Raw genomic sequence first — 20,175 nt, 5'->3', positions numbered from 1 at the left:
GAGCGCCCCGCGCCCCGACGAGTCCTCTCGAGCCGAGAGCACTGGCTTCGGATTCGAACTCGTCACCCGCGGAACTCCCTCTCCTCCCCCGGGGACGGTGGACACGGACCATGTCGTCGGCCGCGGATAGACTCGCCGCTGCTCGGGCGGAGGAGGGACGATCGGCATTGGCACGAACAGGCGCTACGCCGACGCGGTGGACCGCCGGATCAGCGATCGTGTCCTCGAACGCACCGCGGCACAGGGGTCTTTGCAGACGTTGACCCGGGCGGAGCTGCAGTTGGACCTCCTGCCGTGCACGACCGATCCCCACCCGAAGGCTGTGCGCGCGTGGATTCGCTTTGGCGCGACGCCGGTGCAGGTCGACGCCGAGGCGTGCATGTGGACCCCGCGCGCGGTGGCGATCAGGTTCCACGTGGGCACGCGTGAGTACCGGTGCTGGGTGTGGGCGAACGCGGTCGACCCTTCGCCGTGAGCCCTTTCACCGAGGCCCACGCCCTGCACCGAGACCTTCCGTGACACGGTGCGTCTCGAGCGTGAACGTCGGTTTCGCCGATGGCAGAGCGAAACCCTCTTGCCCGCCTGAGCTGCGGTCAGCGCCCGGCGGCGGCGGCGCCTCCATGACGTCGCTGGCCGGTGGAGCCGGCGCCGGCACCGCGACGTCTTCCGAGCGGGACCATCGGAACAGCGAGCCCGAGGAACGCCACGAGCGGCAGGAAACTGCCCGACACCAGCGCCAAGACCACACCGAGGGCCGCAAGGGAGATGGCGATCCCCCACACGGTTGCCCGCAGCCATCCAGGAACAAAGTCACCCTCGGAAGCCATACGCGTGACTCTAAGGCACGAGAAGACGGCCCCACGAGACGCGCACCGACTTCACAGCGCACGAACAACCAAGTGACCGGCAGCTCCCGTCACGGGCGGAGGGTACCGAGTGCCACAGGCTCACAAGCGACGTCGCACCTCCCCCACGGCGGAAATAGAGAAGCGGAAACGGATCGACTACATCCGGGCCGTCGTGACGCGCACCAGGTGTGACAGACCCAACCCCTGGCTGGAAGGTCGGGCTCGGTGAGATCGTCAGGGACGCCACCGCCACGGTCCGACTCCCCGCCGTGTACGGGGAGGTGGTGTCGCGTATCCTCAGCGGCCACTCACACTCCTCGATGATCCGTGCGGTGCGCACAGAGTCACACGACCAGCAGTGGGACAACGGCGACGGTCCCTGCATGTCCTGATAACCAGCGACGTCGGGTCGGTGCAGTTCTCCCTCGAGGCGGCGATGCTGCAGTTCCGTCACGCGGCTTAAGCGTGCGGGCGGCGAGCGATCAGCCCCGGCGATCCTGCCGCCTACTGCCCCACGCGACCCACTTCAGTAGCCGACCGCCGCTAGACCGTAGTTGATCTGCTCGTCCGTGAAGCCCTCGAACGCAAGTTGGTCATACAGACCCTGCCGGCTGAACGCCATTGAGTCCAGGTACTCCTGCGCCTTCCCTGCCGCTTGCTCGTTCCAGTCGGGTGCGATGTAGTCCACCGCGAACGTCGCATCCTCGGTGGAGTAGCCCTCGAACTCGAGCTGACCGATCAGCCCCTGGCGGGAGAAGCTCAACACGGAGAGGTACTGCTCACCGGCGGCGACGGCGTTCTGCTGCGACAGCGACAAGACTGGCGCGGGCGGCTCTGCGAGGACGAGAAGGTCCTCGCCCACGGTGTATTCGGTGCCCTCACCGGGCAGCACGGAAACAACGACCCAGTCGTCGGCGACGCCCTCAGGCTGGAAAGTCACGGTGAAGCCAGCCCCCTCGATCGCGGCGCGCGCGTCCGCGACGGACGAGCCTGTAACCGTAGGCACGTCGGCTGTCTCCGGAGCAGGTGGCGCCACAGGTTCAGCTTCCGGCCCAACCGGGTCGACCTCCTCGGCTGCCTCAGACACGATGGGTGCGGCGGTGCGTGACGCGCCAGCACCTCCGATCGCTCCGATGATGCCGATCAGCAAGATCAGCGCGCCGAGTCCGATGAGTACCCAACCCCACCACGGAAGACCCTTCTTCTTGGCGGCGTCCGGTGGGGTTGTGGTCTCAGGGCCGGGAAGCGTGGCGGTCGCGACGCCTGGGTGCTCCGCCATGACCGACGTTTCGGTGGTAGTTGCTGGCTGCGTTGACGCGGCCGCCGCTGCGGACTCGGGCGTCCAATCGGTCCAGCGCGCACCGTCCCAGTAGCGGTGCTCGTTGTTCGCGTGCGGCGCCGGGTACCATCCGGGCGCGGGCGTAGGCGTGTTGTTGCTCATGATGTTCCCCCAGGGTTCTGCTGGCACCGGCATCCCCACTGAGCCGGTGTCGTAGGCGTCACCATAACGGCAGGAGAGGCTGCGCGCATAGCCTGGACTCGTGGACGAGTTATGCAGCTGCCCCCGGAGGGCGACCACCGCAAGGGCATCTGATACACGTGACGTCCGGTCCCGAGTAGATTCCTCCTCATGAAGTACGGGCTTTATGGGGGCGGCCGTTAGGGCGAGGTCGTCGACGAGCTCGTGGGAAGGTCGTCTTGTACCTCGAGGCCGATGCCCGAGCGTGGGTAGAGGCTTCGGCAGTCGAAACGAGGGCACGGTAACGCCCAGATATTGCCCGAGCCTCCTGGAGATGCAGAAAACCCCCGGCTGACCGGGGGTTTTCATCTGTGCGCGATACTGGGATCGAACCAGTGACCTCTTCCGTGTCAGGGAAGCGCGCTACCGCTGCGCCAATCGCGCCCAAGGGCTGTTTGATTATGTGGAGTGGAGGTGGCGACGGGATTCGAACCCGTGTAAACGGCTTTGCAGGCCGGTGCCTAGCCGCTCGGCCACGCCACCGTGTGTGGTTCGACCCACGCGTCGTGTCCACCCCGGAGGGTGGACCCCGCACTCGAGCGGATGACGAGACTCGAACTCGCGACCCTCACCTTGGCAAGGTGATGCGCTACCAACTGCGCTACATCCGCGTGCTCCCGGCTTCCCGGGCGCTTCACCGACTTTAGCCGATCCGGCGCCCTGTTCCAAACCAGCGCGTCCGCCGCGTGTCGCCGCGGCTTCCGGTTCGGACCGGGCTCCGGCATCCGGTAACATCGGTACCCGGCCCCCGGGCCGACGGGCGATTGGCGCAGTTGGTAGCGCGCTTCCTTCACACGGAAGAGGTCATCAGTTCGAGTCTGGTATCGCCCACCACATCCGAGTCTCATCTCGGCGCGGAGAACCGCCAGCCGTATCTCCTTCGAAGCGCCTCGGCCACCGTGGTGAAACGCTGCAGGTCCAGGGCAGCCGCCTCACGTCGCATCCCGCGGTCATGAACGGTGTACAGCTGATCGATGTCCACCCACGAGGCGCGACCACGGCTGTCCCACTCCCCCGTGCCCAGCGGCAGGTAGTCATGGTCGCCGTCGTGCGCCTGGCTGGTCAGTCGCACCGCGTAGACCCGATCGGCTGATGCCCGACCGATGACGAGGACCGGACGGTCCTTGCCGCGCCCGTCGTTCTCGGCGTAGGGAACCCACGTCCAGACGATCTCACCCGCATCGGCAGTGCCGTCGGGATCGGGCCCGTACTCGATGACGAGGTTCCGGGGCGGGCGTGCGACGGTCTGGGTACCCACTGCCGGCGGCGTCGAGGAGCGCCCCGCACCCGGGCGCGATCCTCGGCTTCCGCGACCCGCGCCGAGGAGCGCCGACAGGGAACCGAGGAGACCGCGCATACGCACCATCACGCCAACATACGCGGAAGGCGCCGCGCTCTCGCGCGACGCCCTCCGGATGGAACGTTCTGTTGGTCAACCCCGGGTGTCGGTGAGGACGTAACCCTCCTCGCCGTGGACCACGGTGTCGATGCCGGCGACCTCGTCCTCGTTCTTGACGCGGAAGCCGATCGTCTTCTGAATGGCGAAGCCGATGACCCACGCGAGCACGAAGGAGTAGGCGAGGACTGCCACCGCGGCGATCGCCTGCACCAGCAGCTGCGTGCCGTCACCGCCCATGAACAGGCCGGTGCCGTTGGCGAAGAAGCCGATGTAGAGCGTTCCCACAAGGCCACCGACGAGGTGGATGCCCACCACGTCGAGGGAGTCGTCGAAGCCCCAGGCGTACTTCAGCTCGACGGCCAGGGCGCAGACGACACCGGCGATGACACCGAGGAGGATCGCCCAGATCGGGTCGAGCGAGGCGCAGGCCGGCGTGATGGCGACGAGGCCCGCCACGGCGCCCGAGGCGGCGCCGACCGAGGTGGGCTTGCCGTCCTTGATCTTCTCGACGACCAGCCATGCCAGCAGCGCGGCGGCAGGAGCGGCGATGGTGTTGACGAAGGCGATGGCGGCCACGCCGTCGGCGGCGAGCTCGGAGCCGGCGTTGAAGCCGAACCAGCCGAACCACAGCAGACCGGCGCCGAGCAGCACGAACGGCGGGTTGTGGGGCACGTGGACGCCCTTCTGGAAGCCCACGCGCTTGCCGAGCACCAGCGCCAGCGCGAGAGCCGCGGCACCGGCGTTGATGTGGACCGCCGTTCCACCCGCGAAGTCGATCGCGCCGACGCCGAAGGTCTCCTGGAGGCCGTAGGTGATCCAGCCGCCGTAGGCGAAGCTGCCGTCCTCGGCCAGGCCGAAGTTGAACACCCAGCTCGCGACCGGGAAGTAGACGATCGTGGCCCAGAGGCCCGCGAAGATCAGCCAGGCGCCGAACTTCGCGCGGTCGGCGATGGCGCCCGAGACGAGAGCCACGGTGAGGATGGCGAACGTGGCCTGGAAGGCGACGAAGGCCATCGGCGGGTAGGCGGCGCCCTCGGGCACCTCGAGGAGGCTCGTCAGACCGAGTGCCGACCAGTCGATTGACCAGGGGGCTACGACACCCTCAGCACCCGGGAACGCGATCGCGTAGCCGTAGAGCACCCAGAGGACGCCGATGAGTCCGAGCGAGCCGAAGCTGAGCATCATCATGCTGATGACGCTCTTGGCTTTCACCAGTCCGCCGTAGAAGAACGCCAGCCCTGGCGTCATCAGCAGGACGAGTGCGGCCGCGATGAGTATGAATGCGGTATTGCCTTGATCCATCTCTCAGGAGAACCTCTCTGCAGGGACGCAGGATGTAGCGTCGGGTGGCACCCAGTGTGCTCATCCGCGGTTTCGCCCGCCGTGCGCACCGTGTTTCGAGTCGGTTACGCGAGCCCCGTGCAGGTAAACATCAGGTTTCCGGATGCCGCGAAGCGGCCACGACGACGCTACGAAACGGCTCCGCGCCCGTGGCGGAGCCGTGCGACCCGGCGCTCAGGCGAGCGTCGAGGCGATGAGACGCGATGTCGCGCGCAGGTACTTCTTGCGATAGCCACCGCTGAGCATCTCGGCCGGGAACACCTGGTCGAGGGAGAGTCCGGTCGCGCGGATCGGGAGCTGGGCGTCGTAGACGCGGTCGATGAAGGCGACGAAGCGCAGAGCGGCCGACTGGTCGTCGAAGGTGCGGACATCCCGCATCCCGATCATCCCGACGCCGTCGATGAGACGGATGTAGCGCGACGGATGCACACGGGCGAGGTGGGCGACGAGGTCGTCGAACGCGTCGTCGGAGACCACTGTCCGCGTCGCGGCGTCGGCGATCGCGCCGGCGTAGTCGGCGTCGTCGAGGGTGACGGCGTGCCCATCCAGCGAGCGGTGCCGGTAGTCGGTGCCGTCAATGCGGATGGTCTCGAAGTTTGCCGCCATCGCATGGATCTCACGGAGGAAGTCCTGCGCGGCGAAGCGGCCCTCGCCGAGCGCGTTCGGCGGGGTATTGGAGGTCGCGGCCAGCTTCGTGCCGCCCGCCACCAATTCTCCGAGGAGACGGGTCATCACCATCGTGTCGCCCGGGTCGTCGAGCTCGAATTCGTCGATGCACATGAGGTCGGTGCCCCGGAAAAGCTCAACGGTCTTCTGATAGCCGAGCGCCCCGACCAACGCGGTGTACTCGATGAAGGATCCGAAGTACTTCCGTCGCGCGGGCATCGCGTGGTAGACCGCCGCGAGCAGGTGGGTCTTCCCGACCCCGAATCCGCCGTCGAGGTAGACCCCCGGCTTGGTCTCGGGCTGCCTCTTCGGCCGACGGAAGAACCCGCCTCGCTCGGGGGCGGGGCCGCCGCCGACGAAGGTCATCAGGTAGTCCTTCGCACTCTGCTGCGACGGATACTCGGGGTCTGCCCGGTAGGAGTCGAAGGTCGCGGAGGCGAACTGCGGCGGCGGGGTCAGGGCGGCCACCATGTCGGCACCGGAGATCTGCGAGTCGCGCGATGTGAGGTGGATGACACCGGTTCCGGTGCGGGTAGCGGTCATGAACGTCCTGTGTCGCCGTCTTACAGATATCGAGGCCGAGGGTGCGCCACGGCGCAGCGGATCCTAGGCTCGAGGGGACGGTTACACCCTACGCCGTCCACCCGTCTCCCCCGACATCCCGAGGAGTGTGCCCCGTGCCCGTGGAGTTCGACACGTCATCGCCCAAGTTCGCCGAATACGCCGACCCCGGGCGCCTGGTCACCGGCGCCTGGTTGGAGGAGCGATTGGGCACGCCGGGACTGGTCGTGGTCGAGTCCGACGAAGACGTGCTGCTCTACGAGACCGGCCACATCCCGGGCGCCGTAAAGGTCGACTGGCACACCGAGCTGAACGACCCCGTGGTGCGCGACTACGTCGACGGTGAGGGATTCGCCGAGCTCCTCAGCCGCAAGGGCATCTCGCGCGACGACACGGTCGTCATCTACGGAGACAAGAACAACTGGTGGGCCGCCTACGCCCTCTGGGTGTTCTCGCTCTTCGGACACGAGGATGTCCGACTGCTCGACGGCGGACGCGATCTGTGGATCTCCGAGGGACGGCCGCTGACGACGGAGGCCAGCACCCCCGCCCCGACTGACTACCCGGTCGTCCAGCGAGACGACACCGCTCTCCGCGCCTACAAAGAGGACGTGCTCGCCCACCTCGGGAACCCGCTGATCGACGTCCGCTCCCCCGAGGAGTACAACGGCACCCGCACGACCGCCCCCGCCTACCCCGAGGAGGGGGCGCTTCGCGCCGGTCACATCCCGAGCGCGAAGAACGTGCCGTGGGCGAGGGCCGTCGCCGAAGACGGCGGGTTCAAGTCCCGCGCCGAGCTCGAGCAGATCTACCGGGACGAGATCGGACTCACCGGCACCGCGCCGATCGTGGCCTACTGCCGGATCGGCGAACGCTCCAGCCACACCTGGTTCGTCCTGCGCCACCTCCTCGGCTTCTCCGACGTGCGCAACTACGACGGGTCGTGGACCGAGTGGGGCTCGGCGGTACGGGTGCCGATCGTGGCCGGCGACGAGCCGGGAGAGATCCCGGCCCGCGTCTGAGCCGGCCGGTCAGACCCCGCAAGGGCGTGGGAGGATGGCGGGGATGACATCCCCCGACGTTTCCTCGGACGTGCCCGCCGCACTGGCGGCGATCCGCGACGACTTCCTCGAACTCCCCGAGCAGGAGCGACTGCAGCTTCTGCTGGAGTTCTCGCACGAGCTCCCGCCGATCCCGGACGCGCTCGCCGATCACCCGGAGTTGCTCGAACGCGTGGCCGAATGCCAGTCTCCGGTCTTCATCATCGTCGAGGTCGACCCGGAGGGCGTCGTGGCGATGCACGCGACCGCGCCGGCCGAAGCGCCCACCACGCGGGGGTTCGCCAGCATCCTGGTCCAGGGGCTCACCGGCCTGACGGCCGACGAGGTCCTCGCCGTCCCCGACGACTATCCCCAGAGCATCGGCCTGACCCGTGCGGTGTCGCCCCTGCGCATCGCGGGGATGACCGGCATGCTCGGGCGGGCCAAGCGGCAGGTGCGCGCCAAGCGCGTCGGCGCCCCGGGCTGACCATGTCGGGTTCGGCGCACGCCTCTGCGCCCGCAGGGCGATGGGTGACGGAGGTCATACCGGCCTCCTTCGAGCGCGTCGACACGGCGGACGACACCGCCGGAGAGTGGATATCGCGGCGCTACCACCGCCCCGAGAACGCCTTCGTCCGGCTGAACATGGTCGCCACGCTCACCGGATCATCCACGGGTGCCGATGGCTCGAGCACGTCGATCAGCTCGCGTGTGGACCGGCTCCTCCTGGGTGCGATCCGTCGCGAGGCCGACGTCGTCGTCGTCGGGGCCGAGACCGTCCGGGCCGAAGGATCGGTTCTGCCCAAGACTGCGCGCCTGGCGATCGTCACCGCCACCGGCGACCTCGGCGACGGCTCGCTCCGACGCCGTGACGGCCGGGAGGTACCGCCGGCCCTTCTCCTCTGCCGCCCCGAGCACGCTGCCCGCGTCACCGCCGCGGTGGGGAACGCACCGGCCGAGGTCGTTGCGGTGCCGTCGTCGGGTGCCCCGGGCGAGGACGCCTCACGGCTGCATCCCGTCGACATCGTGCGAGCACTCCACGCGCGGGGTCTCCGCCGGATCGTGTGCGAAGGCGGCGCGGGCCTTGCGACGCAGTTCGTGGAGTCGGGGATGGTCGACGAGGTCTGCGTCACCGTCTCGCCGTTTCTCGAACCCGTGCACCACCCCTTCCTCTCCCTCTCCACGTCCGTGCCGTCGGAGGTGGCGGGGATGCTGGTGGACGACGCCGGCTTCAGCTACCGGCGTCTGACGATCCGCCGCTGAGCTCGGGGGTTCCGCCCTCATCGCCGTCGGGTCGGCTTCCGTCGACATCGAGGCTCAGCCCGTGACGACCGAGCCACGTCCGGATCGCCGTGCTCCACCGTTCCTGGTCGTAGTTCCACAGCTTGGTGTGCCGGGCCACGTCGAAGACGATGAGCTCGACCAGGTCGGGGCGGGCGACGACGAGATCGTGGGAGGCGTCGGAGGGCACGAATCCGTCGTCGTCGCTGTGCAGGATGAGGACGGGATGCCGCAGCTCGCCGGCGCGCGCCACGACATCCAGCTGGTCGAAGGGGATCGGCCCGCCGGTGCGGGTCAGCGGCGTCGTCCACTCGCTGGCCAGCGCGCCGAGGGCGAGACCCGTGACCGGCGCCGGAAGCCCCATCATCTTCGCCTGGTAGTTCAGGACGATTCGCCAATCGACGACGGGCGATTCGAGGATGAGGCCTGCGATCACCTGACGGTGGGGAGAGTTCAGTGAGACCTGCAGCGCGATCGCACCACCCATCGACCACCCCATGAGGATGATGCGCCGGGCGCCGCGGCGACGGGCGAATCCGACGGCGGCATCGACATCGCGCCACTCGGTGGCGCCGAGGGCGTAGGTGCCGGTCCGACTGCGGGGGGCCTCGCCGTCGTTGCGGTAGGAGACGACGAGGGAGGTGATCCCCAGGGCGTGGAACACCGGCACGGCGCGGAGGCACTCCGAGCGCGTGGTGCCTCGCCCATGGATCTGGATGACCCACGTCTCGGGCATCTCGTCGGAGGCCTCAGCCGGGAAGAGCCACGCGGGGCACGGCCCGACGCCGGATCCGATGAGTTCTGAAGAGAAGGGCAGGTGCAGTTCCTCGGGGCGTTCGTAGTACCACCCGCTGAAGGCGGCGTCAGGAGCCACCCCGGCGCCGGGGGGAACGTGGGTGAGAAGCTTGCGCTTGACGCCGAGGGCGTCCTGGTCGAGCACCGACCCGAGCTTGAGGTAGCCGGTGTCGCCGGCGGTGAACAATCCGTATCGTCCCGGAAGGACGGTGTCGTCCGTGCGGGAGAGCGTGATGGTCTGCGCGATGGGATCGACGGCGAGGATACGGGTGTCGGCGACGCGCACGGCAGGCGTGACCACCCGTCGCGCGACACGGACCGACACCACGCCCAGCACACCGGCCGCGGCGGCGACGGCGGCGCCGAGGATCGCGACCGCGGCCCGGACTCCACCCACGAAGCCGGGTGTGGCGCCGGAGGGTGCGGCGCGCCTGGAGTCGACCATCGAGCGATCACTCTAGTCTGTCCGCGTGGCTGACCAAGGATCCCCGGCGACGACGGCGTTCGCCCTCGCCGCGGAGGCCGTGCGGGCGACGACGTTCCGAGAGGACTTCGCGGTGCGCGAGATCCCCGCGCCCGCGGGCCTCGCACCCGAGGCGATCGCGCTCGCCGGCGACGTGCGACCGGAGGACGACGGCGTGGACTCGCCGTATGGAACGGGCCGCTTCATCCTGCTCCACGACGAGTCCGAACCGGCGGCGTGGGGAGGTCCGTGGCGGATCGTCTGCTTCGCCCAGGCGCCTCTCGAGGCCGACATCGGTGTGGACCCGCTGCTGGCGGACGTCGCCTGGTCATGGCTCATCGATGCCCTGGACTCCCGCCACGCCGCCTATCATTCGGCGTCGGGCACCGCGACCAAGACCCTTTCGAAGGGCTTCGGTTCGCTCGCCGAGGAGGGGGACGGTGCGCAGATCGAACTGCGCGCGTCCTGGTCACCGGACGGCGATATGACGGGACATGTGGAAGCCTGGAGCGAACTGGTCTGCATGCTCGCCGGTCTCCCGCCGGGGTCGGAGGGCATCGCGGTCTTCGGTCCTCGGAGGACGATGCGTGGCTGACTACACCGTGATCGCGGACGCGGGGTCGTTCGCGCGCGCCATCTCGGCCCTGCGCGACGCGGAGGGACCGGTCGCCGTCGATGTCGAACGAGCCTCCGGATTCCGGTACTCGCAGCGGGCCTACCTGATCCAGGTCTTCCGCCGGGGCGCCGGGGTGCATCTGTTCGACCCGCCCGTCCTGCAGGATTTCGCCGCCCTCCAGGAGGCGATCGGCGGCGCCGAGTGGGTGCTGCATGCCGCCAGCCAGGACCTGCCGTCGCTTCGCGAACTGGGCCTCGAGCCCATCGAGATGTTCGACACCGAGCTCGCGGCGCGTCTTCTCGGTCACGAGCGGGTCGGGCTCGGCGCCGTCGTCGAGGACACGCTCGGCATCAGCCTGGCCAAGGCCCACTCGGCTGCGGACTGGTCGACCCGGCCCCTGCCCGATTCGTGGCTGGAGTACGCCGCGTTGGATGTCGCCCACCTGATCGACGTCCGCGACGCCCTCGTCACAGAGCTGGCCGAGCAGGGCAAGACCGAGTTCGCGCGTCAGGAGTTCGCCGCCGTGCTGGCCCGAGAGCCCAAGCCGCTGCGGGAGGACCCGTGGCGGCGCCTCAGCGGCCTGCACACCGTGCGCGGGCGCCGGGCGCTCGCCGTCGCCCGCGCCCTGTGGACCGCACGCGAGGAGTATGCGCGAGAGCAGGACGTCGCGCCCGGGCGACTCGTCCCGGATCGGGCCCTCGTCGCGGCGATCCGCGCAGACCCCGCGTCGAAGCACGAACTCGCCGGCGTGAAGGAGTTCACCGGTCGCGCCAGCCGCAGTCAGCTGGACCGGTGGTGGAACGCGATCCAAGAGGGCCGCGCGGCGACCGACCTCCCGCCCGACCGCCTCCCCGGCACCGACACCATTCCACCGCCGCGCGTGTGGCCCGACCGCAATCCCGCCGCCGACGCGCGGCTGAAGGCCGCGCGTCCCGTGGTGGAGGAGCGCGCCGCCGCGCTCTCCATGCCCACCGAGAACCTGCTGACGCCCGAACTCCTGCGCCGTGTCGCGTGGTCGCCGCCTGACGAGATCACCGCGGTGGGGGTCGGAGAGTCCTTGCGCTCCCTCGGCGCACGCCCGTGGCAGATTGACCAGACTGCACAGATCATCGCCGATGCCTTTGTGGAATCCGTGCAAAGCGGTTCGACGGCCCCGGAGAGCGCTTCGTAGATTGCGCCCAACCGATTCCGCGCGATTTCGACGGCCCACCTACGCTCGCAGAGATCCCCGATTTTTGGAGGCTTAAGTGGCCGAGCTTTCCGACGTCTTCTTCGTCGACGGTATGCGTACCCCCTTCGGGCGCGCCGGCGAGAAGGGCATGTACTGGAACACCCGGGCTGATGATCTCGCCGTGAAGGCGACCATCGGGCTCATGGAACGCAACCCTTCGGTGCCGAAGGACCGCATCGACGACGTCGCCATCGCCGCGACGTCCCAGACCGGCGACCAGGGGCTCACCCTCGGTCGCAGCGTCGCCCTCCTCGCGGGGCTGCCGCAGACCGTTCCGGGCCTGGCGATCGACCGGATGTGCGCCGGCGCGATGACGAGCGTCACCACGATGGGCGCCTCCATCGGAGTCGGGATGTACGACCTCGCCCTCGCCGGCGGCGTCGAGCACATGGGGCACCACCCCATCGGCGGCAACGCCGACCCGAACCCGCGCTTCGTGGCGGAGAAGATGGTCGACCCCGGCGCCCTGAACATGGGCGTGACCGCGGAGCGGATCTTCGACCGTTTCCCGCACCTCACCAAGGAACGCTCCGACCGGTACGGCATGCTGAGCCAGCACAAGGTGCAGGCCGCCTACGACGCCGGGAAGATCCAGTCCGACCTGGTCCCCGTGGCCATCAAGGGCGCCGACGGCGCCTGGGGTCTCGCCACCGAAGACGAGGGACGCCGCCCGCAGACCACGATGGACGACCTCGCAGGGCTGAAGACGCCGTTCCGCGCACACGGGCGCGTGACGGCGGGAACCTCTTCACCGCTGACCGACGGCGCGACCATGTCGCTCCTGGCCGGCGGCGCCGCCGTCAAGGAACTGGGCCTGCGCCCCAAGATGCGGATGGTCTCCTTCGGCTTCGCCGGCGTCCAGCCCGAGATCATGGGCATCGGCCCGATCCCGTCCACCGAGAAGGCGTTGAAGCGCGCCGGGCTGAAGATCGACGACATCGGCCTGTTCGAGTTGAACGAGGCCTTCGCCATCCAGGTCATCTCCTTCCTCGACCACTTCGGCATCGCCGACGATGACCCTCGTGTGAACCCCTGGGGCGGTGCGATCGCCTTCGGACACCCCCTGGCTGCATCCGGCGTGCGCCTGATGATCCAGCTCGCCGCCCAGTTCGCCGAGCGGCCCGACGTCCGCTACGGCCTCACCGCGATGTGCGTCGGACTCGGGCAGGGCGGATCGGTCATCTGGGAGAACCCCCACTACAACGGCAAGAAGCGCAAGTAAGGGCACGACAGCGATGACCAACACATCTTCCGAACAGTACGCCGAGATCGATTTCTCCCCCCTGTCCGCCCTCACCGATGACGAGGTGGTCACCCACTCCCCCGTCAGCGACGTCCGTCTGCCCTCGGGCAAGGTCCTCGCCCTCATCACCCTCGACAACGGTCGGGACCATACGCGCCCGAACACGCTCGGGCCCGCAACGCTCACCGAGCTCGGTGCGACGCTCGACTCGTTGAAGAAACGAGCGGATGCCGGGGAGATCGACGCGGTCGGCATCACCGGCAAGCAGTACATCCTGGCCGCCGGCGCCGATCTGAGCGACATCACCAAGGTCGACTCGCGCGACACCGCTCGCCTGGTCGCGCAGCTCGGTCACCGCGTGCTGGGGCAGCTGTCCGAGCTCGGCGTCCCCTCGTTCGCCTTCGTCAACGGGCTCGCCCTGGGCGGCGGACTCGAGATCGCCCTGAACTCGACCTACCGCACGGTCGACGCCTCCGCTGCGGCGATCGCGCTCCCCGAGGTCTTCCTCGGCATCATCCCGGGGTGGGGCGGCGCGTACCTGCTGCCGAACCTCATCGGAATCGAGAACGCCCTCGAGGTCGTGATCTCGAACCCGCTCAAGCAGAATCGGATGCTCAAACCCCAGCAGGCATACGACTACGGCATCGTCGACGCCATCTTCCCGGCAGCGAACTTCCTCGAGGATTCGCTGCGTTGGGCCGACGGCGTCCTGGGCGGACGCAAGGTCGAACGAAAGAACGAGCCGGGCAAGATCGAGCGTCTCACCAAATGGCCGATCGCGATCAAGATGGCCCGCGGCATGCTCGAATCGAAGATCGGGACCGTGCCGCGCTCCCCCTACGTCGCGCTCGATCTGTTGGACAAGGCCAAGTCCGGAACCAGGGCCGAAGGGTTCGCCCGAGAGGACGAAGCCCTCGCAGACCTCGTCGTCGGCGACCAGTTCGCGGCGTCGATGTACGCGTTCGACCTCGTGCAGAAGCGCGCGAAGCGCCCGGTCGGCGCTCCCGACAAGGCCCTGGCGAAGAAGGTCACCAAGGTCGGGATCATCGGCGCCGGGCTCATGGCAAGTCAGTTCGCGCTCCTGTTCGTGCGAAAGCTGCAGGTGCCCGTCCTCATCACCGACTTGGATCAGGCGCGCGTCGACAAGGGCGTCGCCTACATCCACGACGAGATCGGCAAGCTCGAGGCAAAGGGACGTCTGGACGCCGACACGGCCAACCGGCTGCGCGCCCTCGTGACGGGGACGACGGACAAGAGTCTGTACGCCGACTGCGACTTCGTCATCGAGGCGGTCTTCGAGGAGGTCGGGGTCAAGCAGGCCGTGTTCGCTGAGATCGAGGCGGTCGTCGCCGAGGACGCCATCCTCGCGACCAACACCTCCTCGCTGTCGGTCGAGGAGATCGGGGCGAAGCTCGCGCACCCCGATCGACTGGTCGGGTTCCACTTCTTCAACCCGGTCGCGGTCATGCCTCTCATCGAGATCGTCACCACCCCGAAGACCTCGGACGCGGCCCTGTCCACCGCCTTCGTCGTGGCGAAGGGGCTCGGCAAGAGTGCGGTGCTCACTGCCGACGCACCCGGCTTCGTCGTCAACCGTCTGCTGGCCAAGGTCATGGGCGAGGCCGCACGCGCGGTCTATGGGGGGACCCCCGTCGTCGACGTCGAGAAGGCCTTCGCGCCGCTGGGGCTTCCGATGGGTCCGTTCCAGCTGATCGATCTCGTGGGGTGGAAGGTCGCCGCGCACGTTCAGGACACCATGGTGCGCGCGTTCCCCGACCGGTTCTACGCCAACGAGAACTTCCACGCCCTGGCGGAGCTGTCCGAGGTCGTCGAGAAGGACAAGTCGGGCCGGGTCACCGGCTTCACCAAGGCCGCGGAGAAGGTCCTCAAGGGCCACCTGGGCGACAGCCCGGCCTCGGCTGAGACCATCCTCACTCGCGTGCAGGACGGACTCGCCCAGGAGATCCGCATCATGCTCGACGAGAACGTCGTGCCGGCGGTCGAGGACATCGACCTCTGCCTCATCCTCGGTGCGGGCTGGCCGTTCATCGACGGTGGGGCATCGCCGTACCTCGACCGCGAGGGAGCGTCCCAGCGCGTGTTCGGCGACACCTTCCACCACCCGCCGATCCGCGGTGTCGCGTCGCGCGGTTAGCCGCCCGCTGTCATGACGAAGGCCTCCAGCTCACGCTGGGGGCCTTCGTACGTCCGATCGCCGGGTTCGTCAGATCCCGGCGATCCTCACTTCTCCGCGTCGCTGAGCCGTGCCGGCTCGGCGAGCCAGAGCGACCCGTCGTCACCGCTCGGACGTGCGACCGGGATGCGGGTGCCGAGCACCTGCGAAACGACGTCCTGTGCGATCTTGGTCGCTGTCAGCCCCGCATCCTCCAGAATCTGCTCCCGGCTGGCGTGATCGATGAACTCGTCGGGCAGGCCGAGTTCATCCACGGCCGTGTCGATGCCCGACTCCCGGAGGACCTGACGAACGCGCGTTCCGATCCCACCGACGCGGATGCCGTCTTCGATGGTGATGACGAGCCGGTGGGACGCGGCGAGGTCCACGATGGAGGGCTGCACGGGAACGACCCAGCGGGGGTCGATGACGGTGGCCCCGATCCCCTGTGCGCCGAGGCGATCCGCGACATCCATCGCGAGGTGCGCCATCGGTCCGATGCCGATGATGAGGACATCCTGCGCGTCCGAGCGCGACAGGACGTCGACCCCGTCTGCGAGACGTTCGACGGCGGGCAGGTCGGGGCTGACGCTCCCCTTGGGGAAGCGGATCACCGTCGGAGCATCCTCCACCGCGACGGCCTCGCGGAACTCCTCGCGAAGCCGCTCGGCGTCGCGTGGCGCGGCGATCCGGATATGCGGCACGATCTGCAGCATCGCCAGATCCCACATCCCGTGATGACTCGGTCCGTCGGGGCCGGTGACGCCCGCGCGATCGAGGACGAACGTGACGCCCGCGCGGTGCAGCGCGACATCCATCATCACTTGATCGAACGCGCGGTTCATGAACGTCGCGTAGATCGCCACCACCGGATGCAGACCACCGAACGCCAGACCGGCGGCGGATGCTGCGGCGTGCTGCTCGGCGATGCCCACGTCATAGACGCGGTCGGGGAAACGCTGCGCGAAGGGAAGCATGCCGGTCGGACGCAGCATCGCCGCGGTCATCCCGATGATCTCAGGACGCTCTTCGCCGACAGCCACGAGCTCCTCGGCGAAGACGTCCGTCCAGGCCGTTCCAGAACCGCCGCCCAGCGGCTCACCGGTCACCGGGTCGATGCGGCCCACAGCATGGAACTGGTCGGCGACGTCATTGCGGGCCGGCTCGTAGCCGCGGCCCTTCTCGGTGATGGCGTGGACGATCACGGGTGCGCCGTGCGCCTTCGCCAGCTCCAGCGTCTCGATCATCGCCTCGAGGTCGTGCCCGTCGACGGGTCCGAGGTACTTGATGTCGAGATTGGAATACAACGCCTCGTTGTTGATGAAGCGCGCGAGGAAGCCGTGGGTACCTCCGCGGACGCCGCGATAGAGAGCGCGGGCGGCGGGCCCGAGGCGGCGGAACAGGTCGGCCGAGCCTCGCGCGAGCGTTTCGTACCCCTCGGTCGTGCGGACGCGGTTCAGGAATCGCGCCATCCCGCCGATCGTCGGAGCGTACGATCGCCCGTTGTCATTGACGATGATGACCAGGTTCCGGTCGTTGTCGTCGGTGATGTTGTTCAGGGCCTCCCACGTCATGCCGCCCGTGAGCGAACCGTCCCCTACAACGGCCACGACGTGGCGATCCCGGCGGCCCGTGCGGCTGAGCGCGCGCGAGACGCCGTCCGCCCAGCTCAGCGAGCTGGACGCGTGAGAGGACTCCACGACGTCGTGGACGCTCTCGGAACGCTGCGGGTAGCCCGCCAGGCCGCCGCGCGAACGCAGACCCGAGAAATCCTGCCGGCCGGTGAGGAGCTTGTGCACGTAGGACTGATGTCCGGTGTCGAAGATCACCGGATCCTGCGGGGAGTCGAAGACCCGGTGCAGCGCGATGGTGAGTTCCACTGCCCCGAGATTGGGTCCGAGATGCCCGCCCGTGCGGGAGACATTCTCCACCAGGAAGGCGCGGATCTCCGCGGCCAGTTCGTTGAGCTGCTCGATGCTGAGCCCGTCGAGGTCACGAGGGTTCGAGATCGTGTCGAGGATCGCCACCGGTCTCCTTTCGCCGGGCGATCCGTCGTCCCCGGGACGAGGAGACGGATGCGCGTGGTGCGAGTCTAACGCCGCCCGGGACGAGGGCGACGCGGAAGCGCCCGGCCGGTTTCGACGCCGGCCGGGCGCTTGGTCCGCGGTGCTCAGACCAGGGAACGCAGCACGTACTGCAGGATCCCGCCGTTGCGGTAGTAGTCCGCTTCGCCGGGGGTGTCGATGCGCACGACGGCGTCGAACTCCACCGGCGCCTTGCCGCCGCCCGAGGCGTCGGTGGGCTCGGCGATGACGTGCACGGTCTTCGGGGTGGATCCGGCGTTGAGCTCCTCGATGCCGGTGATCGTGAACACCTCGGTGCCGTCGAGGCCCAGCGAGGACGCCGACTCCCCTGCAGGGAACTGGAGCGGGATGACGCCCATGCCGATGAGGTTCGAGCGGTGGATCCGCTCGTAGCTCTCGGCGATGACGGCGCGGACGCCCAGCAGGCGCGTGCCCTTGGCCGCCCAGTCGCGCGACGACCCCGAGCCGTACTCCTTGCCGGCGAGGATCACCAGCGGCACTCCGGCCTGCTGGTAGTTCTCCGATGCGTCGTAGATGAAGGACTGCGGCCCGCCGTCCTGGGTGAAGTCGCGGGTGAAGCCGCCCTCGACGCCGTCCAGGAGCTGGTTGCGCAGCCGGATGTTCGCGAACGTCCCGCGGATCATGACCTCGTGGTTGCCGCGACGCGAGCCGTAGGAGTTGAAGTCCTTCTTGTCGACGCCGTGCGACTGGAGGTACCGGCCCGCCGGGCTGTCGGCCTTGATCGATCCCGCCGGCGAGATGTGGTCGGTGGTGACCGAGTCGCCGAGCTTGGCCAGCACGCGGGCCCCGGCGATGTCGCTCACCGGGTCGGGCTGCAGCGCCATGCCGTCGAAGTACGGGGGCTTGCGCACATAGGTCGAGGCGTCGTCCCACTCGAAGGTCGCACCGGTGGGTGTGGGAAGCGAGCGCCACCGCTCGTCGCCCTCGAACACGGCGCCGTACTGCTTCTCGAACATGTCGGTCGAGATCGACGAATCGATCGTCTGCTGCACCTCGGCGGGGCTCGGCCAGATGTCCTTGAGGAAGACGTCGTTGCCCTGGCTGTCGGTGCCCAGAGGGTCGGTCTCGAAGTCGAAGTTCATCGACCCCGCCAGCGCGTAGGCGATCACGAGCGGCGGGCTCGCGAGGTAGTTCATCTTCACGTCGGGGTTGATGCGCCCCTCGAAGTTGCGGTTGCCCGACAGCACGGCCGTCACGGCGAGGTCGTTGTCGTTGACCGCGGCCGAGACCTCCTCGATGAGAGGCCCGGAGTTGCCGATGCAGGTGGTGCAGCCGTAGCCGACGGTGTAGAAGCCCAGCGCCTCGAGATCGTCGGTCAGCCCCGCCTTCTCGTAGTAGTCGGTGACGACCTTCGATCCCGGCGCAAGCGTCGTCTTGACCCACGGCTTGGCCTTGAGGCCCTTCTTGGCCGCATTTCGCGCGAGAAGGCCGGCGGCGAGCATCACCGACGGGTTGGAGGTGTTCGTGCACGAGGTGATGGCGGCGATCGTGACCGCGCCGTGGTCCAGCGTGTACGAGGCGCCGTCCGAGGTCGTGACCGGTGTCGGCTTGGAGACCGCCGCCGGGGCGTGGCTGCGGTGATCGGCGGTCACGACGCGATCGGAGATGTTCTCGTCGTCCGGGGTGAAGCCCACCGGGTCGGATGCCGGGAAGGTGCCCTCGACGGCTTCGTCGACCCGCGTTTCGGGTCCGGCCTCGGCGTAGTCGAGGAGATCCTTCTCGAACTGGGTCTTCGCCGCGGTCAGCTCGATGCGATCCTGCGGGCGCTTGGGTCCGGCGATCGAGGGGACGACGGTGCCGAGATCCAGTTCGAGGTACTCGCTGAAGTCGGGCTCGCGCGACGGGTCGTGCCAAAGCGTCTGGGCCTTGGAGTACTCCTCTACCAGGGCGAGCTGTTCATCGGATCGCCCGGTGAGGCGTAGGTAGTCGACCGTCACCGCGTCGATCGGGAAGATGGCGGCGGTGGAGCCGAACTCGGGGCTCATGTTGCCGATCGTGGCGCGGTTGGCCAGCGGCACGGAGGCGACGCCGTCGCCGTAGAACTCGACGAACTTCCCCACCACACCGTGCTTCCGGAGCATGTCGGTGATGGTCAGGACGACGTCGGTCGCGGTGACGCCGGCAGGAATGCTGCCGGTGAGCTTGAATCCGACCACCTTGGGGATGAGCATCGAGACGGGCTGGCCGAGCATGGCCGCCTCGGCCTCGATGCCGCCCACGCCCCAGCCGAGCACGCCGAGGCCGTTGACCATCGTGGTGTGCGAGTCGGTCCCGACGCAGGTGTCGGGGTACGCGCGCAGGCTCCCTCCGACGGTGCGGGTGTAGGTGACCTTCGCGAGGTGCTCGATGTTCACCTGGTGCACGATGCCGGTCCCGGGCGGCACGACCTTGAAGTCGTCGAACGCCGTCTGTCCCCAGCGCAGGAACTGGTAGCGCTCGCCGTTGCGCTCGTACTCGATCTCGACATTGCGCTCGAACGCGTCCGGACGGCCGAAGAGGTCGGCGATGACCGAGTGGTCGATCACGAGCTCGGCGGGCGCGAGCGGGTTGATGCGGGTGGGGTCGCCGCCCAGGTCGGCCACGGCCTCGCGCATCGTGGCGAGATCGACGATGCAGGGGACGCCGGTGAAGTCCTGCATGACCACTCGAGCGGGGGTGAACTGGATCTCGGTGTCGGGTTCGGCGGTGGGGTCCCACGAACCGAGGGCCTCGATCTGCTGCTTGGTGACGTTCGCACCGTCTTCGGTGCGCAGCAGGTTCTCCAGCAGGACCTTGAGGCTGAACGGCAGCTTCTCGTATCCCGGGACCGCGTCGATGCGGAAGATCTCATAGTCGGTGCTGCCGACCGTCAGGGTGCTCTTGGCACCGAAGCTGTCAACTGTGGACACGTCTGT

General features: G+C 68.5%; 16 protein-coding genes and 4 tRNA genes. 9 read left to right on the top strand and 11 right to left on the bottom strand.

Features of this window, described 5'->3' with window-relative positions; all coding sequences use genetic code 11:
• The first annotated feature begins 196 nt into the window (after window positions 1-196).
• A complete protein-coding gene (locus FBY40_RS09940) occupies window positions 197-475 on the top strand; it encodes a hypothetical protein (protein WP_235014761.1) in 279 nt (92 codons plus the stop codon).
• A gap of 118 nt (window positions 476-593) precedes the next feature.
• On the opposite strand, the gene FBY40_RS09935 is transcribed toward FBY40_RS09940, so the two are convergent.
• The 5 genes from FBY40_RS09935 to FBY40_RS09915 all read right to left on the bottom strand — a co-directional run bounded on the left by FBY40_RS09935 (window position 594) and on the right by FBY40_RS09915 (window position 2,978).
• Window positions 594-827, bottom strand: coding sequence for a hypothetical protein (locus FBY40_RS09935; RefSeq protein WP_141938382.1), 234 nt, complete (start codon window positions 825-827; stop codon window positions 594-596).
• A 547-nt stretch (window positions 828-1,374) separates the two neighbouring features.
• Window positions 1,375-2,289, bottom strand: a complete 915-nt coding sequence (locus FBY40_RS09930; protein WP_160141385.1) for an Ltp family lipoprotein — start codon at window positions 2,287-2,289, stop codon at window positions 1,375-1,377.
• 390 nt (window positions 2,290-2,679) lie between these two features.
• Window positions 2,680-2,751, bottom strand: a tRNA-Val gene (locus FBY40_RS09925).
• A gap of 25 nt (window positions 2,752-2,776) precedes the next feature.
• Window positions 2,777-2,850: transfer RNA gene (locus tag FBY40_RS09920), tRNA-Cys, on the bottom strand.
• Window positions 2,851-2,905: 55 nt separating this feature from the next.
• A tRNA-Gly gene (locus FBY40_RS09915) sits at window positions 2,906-2,978 on the bottom strand.
• 147 nt (window positions 2,979-3,125) lie between these two features.
• Here FBY40_RS09915 and FBY40_RS09910 point away from each other — a divergent pair.
• A tRNA-Val gene (locus FBY40_RS09910) sits at window positions 3,126-3,201 on the top strand.
• Between the two features lie 10 nt (window positions 3,202-3,211).
• On the opposite strand, the gene FBY40_RS09905 is transcribed toward FBY40_RS09910, so the two are convergent.
• The 3 genes from FBY40_RS09905 to zapE all read right to left on the bottom strand — a co-directional run bounded on the left by FBY40_RS09905 (window position 3,212) and on the right by zapE (window position 6,316).
• Window positions 3,212-3,733, bottom strand: coding sequence for a type II toxin-antitoxin system PemK/MazF family toxin (locus tag FBY40_RS09905; protein ID WP_200829970.1), 522 nt, complete (start codon window positions 3,731-3,733; stop codon window positions 3,212-3,214).
• Between the two features lie 66 nt (window positions 3,734-3,799).
• Window positions 3,800-5,068 carry an ammonium transporter gene (locus FBY40_RS09900; RefSeq protein ID WP_141938378.1) on the bottom strand — a complete coding sequence of 423 codons (1,269 nt, stop codon included), beginning with the start codon at window positions 5,066-5,068 and terminating at the stop codon, window positions 3,800-3,802.
• Between the two features lie 213 nt (window positions 5,069-5,281).
• Window positions 5,282-6,316, bottom strand: coding sequence for a cell division protein ZapE (zapE, locus tag FBY40_RS09895; protein WP_141938376.1), 1,035 nt, complete (start codon window positions 6,314-6,316; stop codon window positions 5,282-5,284).
• Between the two features lie 134 nt (window positions 6,317-6,450).
• On the opposite strand from zapE, the gene FBY40_RS09890 reads away from it, so the two are divergent.
• The 3 genes from FBY40_RS09890 to FBY40_RS09880 are packed head-to-tail and all read left to right on the top strand — an operon-like array spanning window position 6,451 to window position 8,637.
• Window positions 6,451-7,356: a sulfurtransferase gene (locus FBY40_RS09890; RefSeq protein WP_141938374.1), complete on the top strand. Its 906-nt coding sequence runs from the start codon at window positions 6,451-6,453 to the stop codon at window positions 7,354-7,356.
• Window positions 7,357-7,399: 43 nt separating this feature from the next.
• Window positions 7,400-7,861 carry a SufE family protein gene (locus FBY40_RS09885; RefSeq protein WP_124293160.1) on the top strand — a complete coding sequence of 154 codons (462 nt, stop codon included), beginning with the start codon at window positions 7,400-7,402 and terminating at the stop codon, window positions 7,859-7,861.
• Between the two features lie 44 nt (window positions 7,862-7,905).
• Window positions 7,906-8,637 (top strand): dihydrofolate reductase family protein, encoded by a 732-nt coding sequence (locus tag FBY40_RS09880; protein WP_160141384.1) that lies wholly within the window; start codon window positions 7,906-7,908, stop codon window positions 8,635-8,637.
• On the opposite strand, the gene FBY40_RS09875 is transcribed toward FBY40_RS09880, so the two are convergent.
• Window positions 8,606-9,895 carry an alpha/beta hydrolase family protein gene (locus FBY40_RS09875; protein ID WP_141938369.1) on the bottom strand — a complete coding sequence of 430 codons (1,290 nt, stop codon included), beginning with the start codon at window positions 9,893-9,895 and terminating at the stop codon, window positions 8,606-8,608. The two genes, FBY40_RS09880 and FBY40_RS09875, sit on opposite strands and share 32 nt — an antisense overlap.
• Window positions 9,896-9,920: 25 nt before the next feature.
• Here FBY40_RS09875 and FBY40_RS09870 point away from each other — a divergent pair, with 25 nt between their 5' ends.
• The 4 genes from FBY40_RS09870 to FBY40_RS09855 all read left to right on the top strand — a co-directional run bounded on the left by FBY40_RS09870 (window position 9,921) and on the right by FBY40_RS09855 (window position 15,158).
• On the top strand, window positions 9,921-10,508 hold the full coding sequence (locus tag FBY40_RS09870; RefSeq protein WP_124293157.1) for a DUF3000 domain-containing protein: 588 nt from the start codon (window positions 9,921-9,923) through the stop codon (window positions 10,506-10,508).
• Entirely contained in the window at window positions 10,501-11,700 is a 1,200-nt protein-coding gene (locus FBY40_RS09865) for a ribonuclease D (protein ID WP_141938367.1), read from the top strand. Before FBY40_RS09870 ends, FBY40_RS09865 begins: the two co-directional genes overlap by 8 nt.
• Window positions 11,701-11,776: 76 nt before the next feature.
• A complete protein-coding gene (locus tag FBY40_RS09860; RefSeq protein WP_141938365.1) occupies window positions 11,777-12,982 on the top strand; it encodes a thiolase family protein in 1,206 nt (401 codons plus the stop codon).
• Between the two features lie 13 nt (window positions 12,983-12,995).
• On the top strand, window positions 12,996-15,158 hold the full coding sequence (locus tag FBY40_RS09855; protein ID WP_141938363.1) for a 3-hydroxyacyl-CoA dehydrogenase NAD-binding domain-containing protein: 2,163 nt from the start codon (window positions 12,996-12,998) through the stop codon (window positions 15,156-15,158).
• An 86-nt stretch (window positions 15,159-15,244) separates the two neighbouring features.
• On the opposite strand, the gene dxs is transcribed toward FBY40_RS09855, so the two are convergent.
• Window positions 15,245-17,203 carry a 1-deoxy-D-xylulose-5-phosphate synthase gene (gene dxs, locus FBY40_RS09850; RefSeq protein WP_141938362.1) on the bottom strand — a complete coding sequence of 653 codons (1,959 nt, stop codon included), beginning with the start codon at window positions 17,201-17,203 and terminating at the stop codon, window positions 15,245-15,247.
• Between the two features lie 143 nt (window positions 17,204-17,346).
• The gene (locus tag FBY40_RS09845) at window positions 17,347-20,169 is read right to left on the bottom strand and encodes an aconitate hydratase (RefSeq protein ID WP_141938361.1); all 2,823 of its coding nucleotides are present in this window, start codon (window positions 20,167-20,169) and stop codon (window positions 17,347-17,349) included.
• Window positions 20,170-20,175 lie beyond the last annotated feature (6 nt).

Source organism: Microbacterium sp. SLBN-154, assembly GCF_006715565.1.
GTDB lineage: Bacteria > Actinomycetota > Actinomycetes > Actinomycetales > Microbacteriaceae > Microbacterium.
Note: the sequence above shows the minus strand (reverse complement) of the source record. Positions and strands in the feature narration are given on the sequence as shown.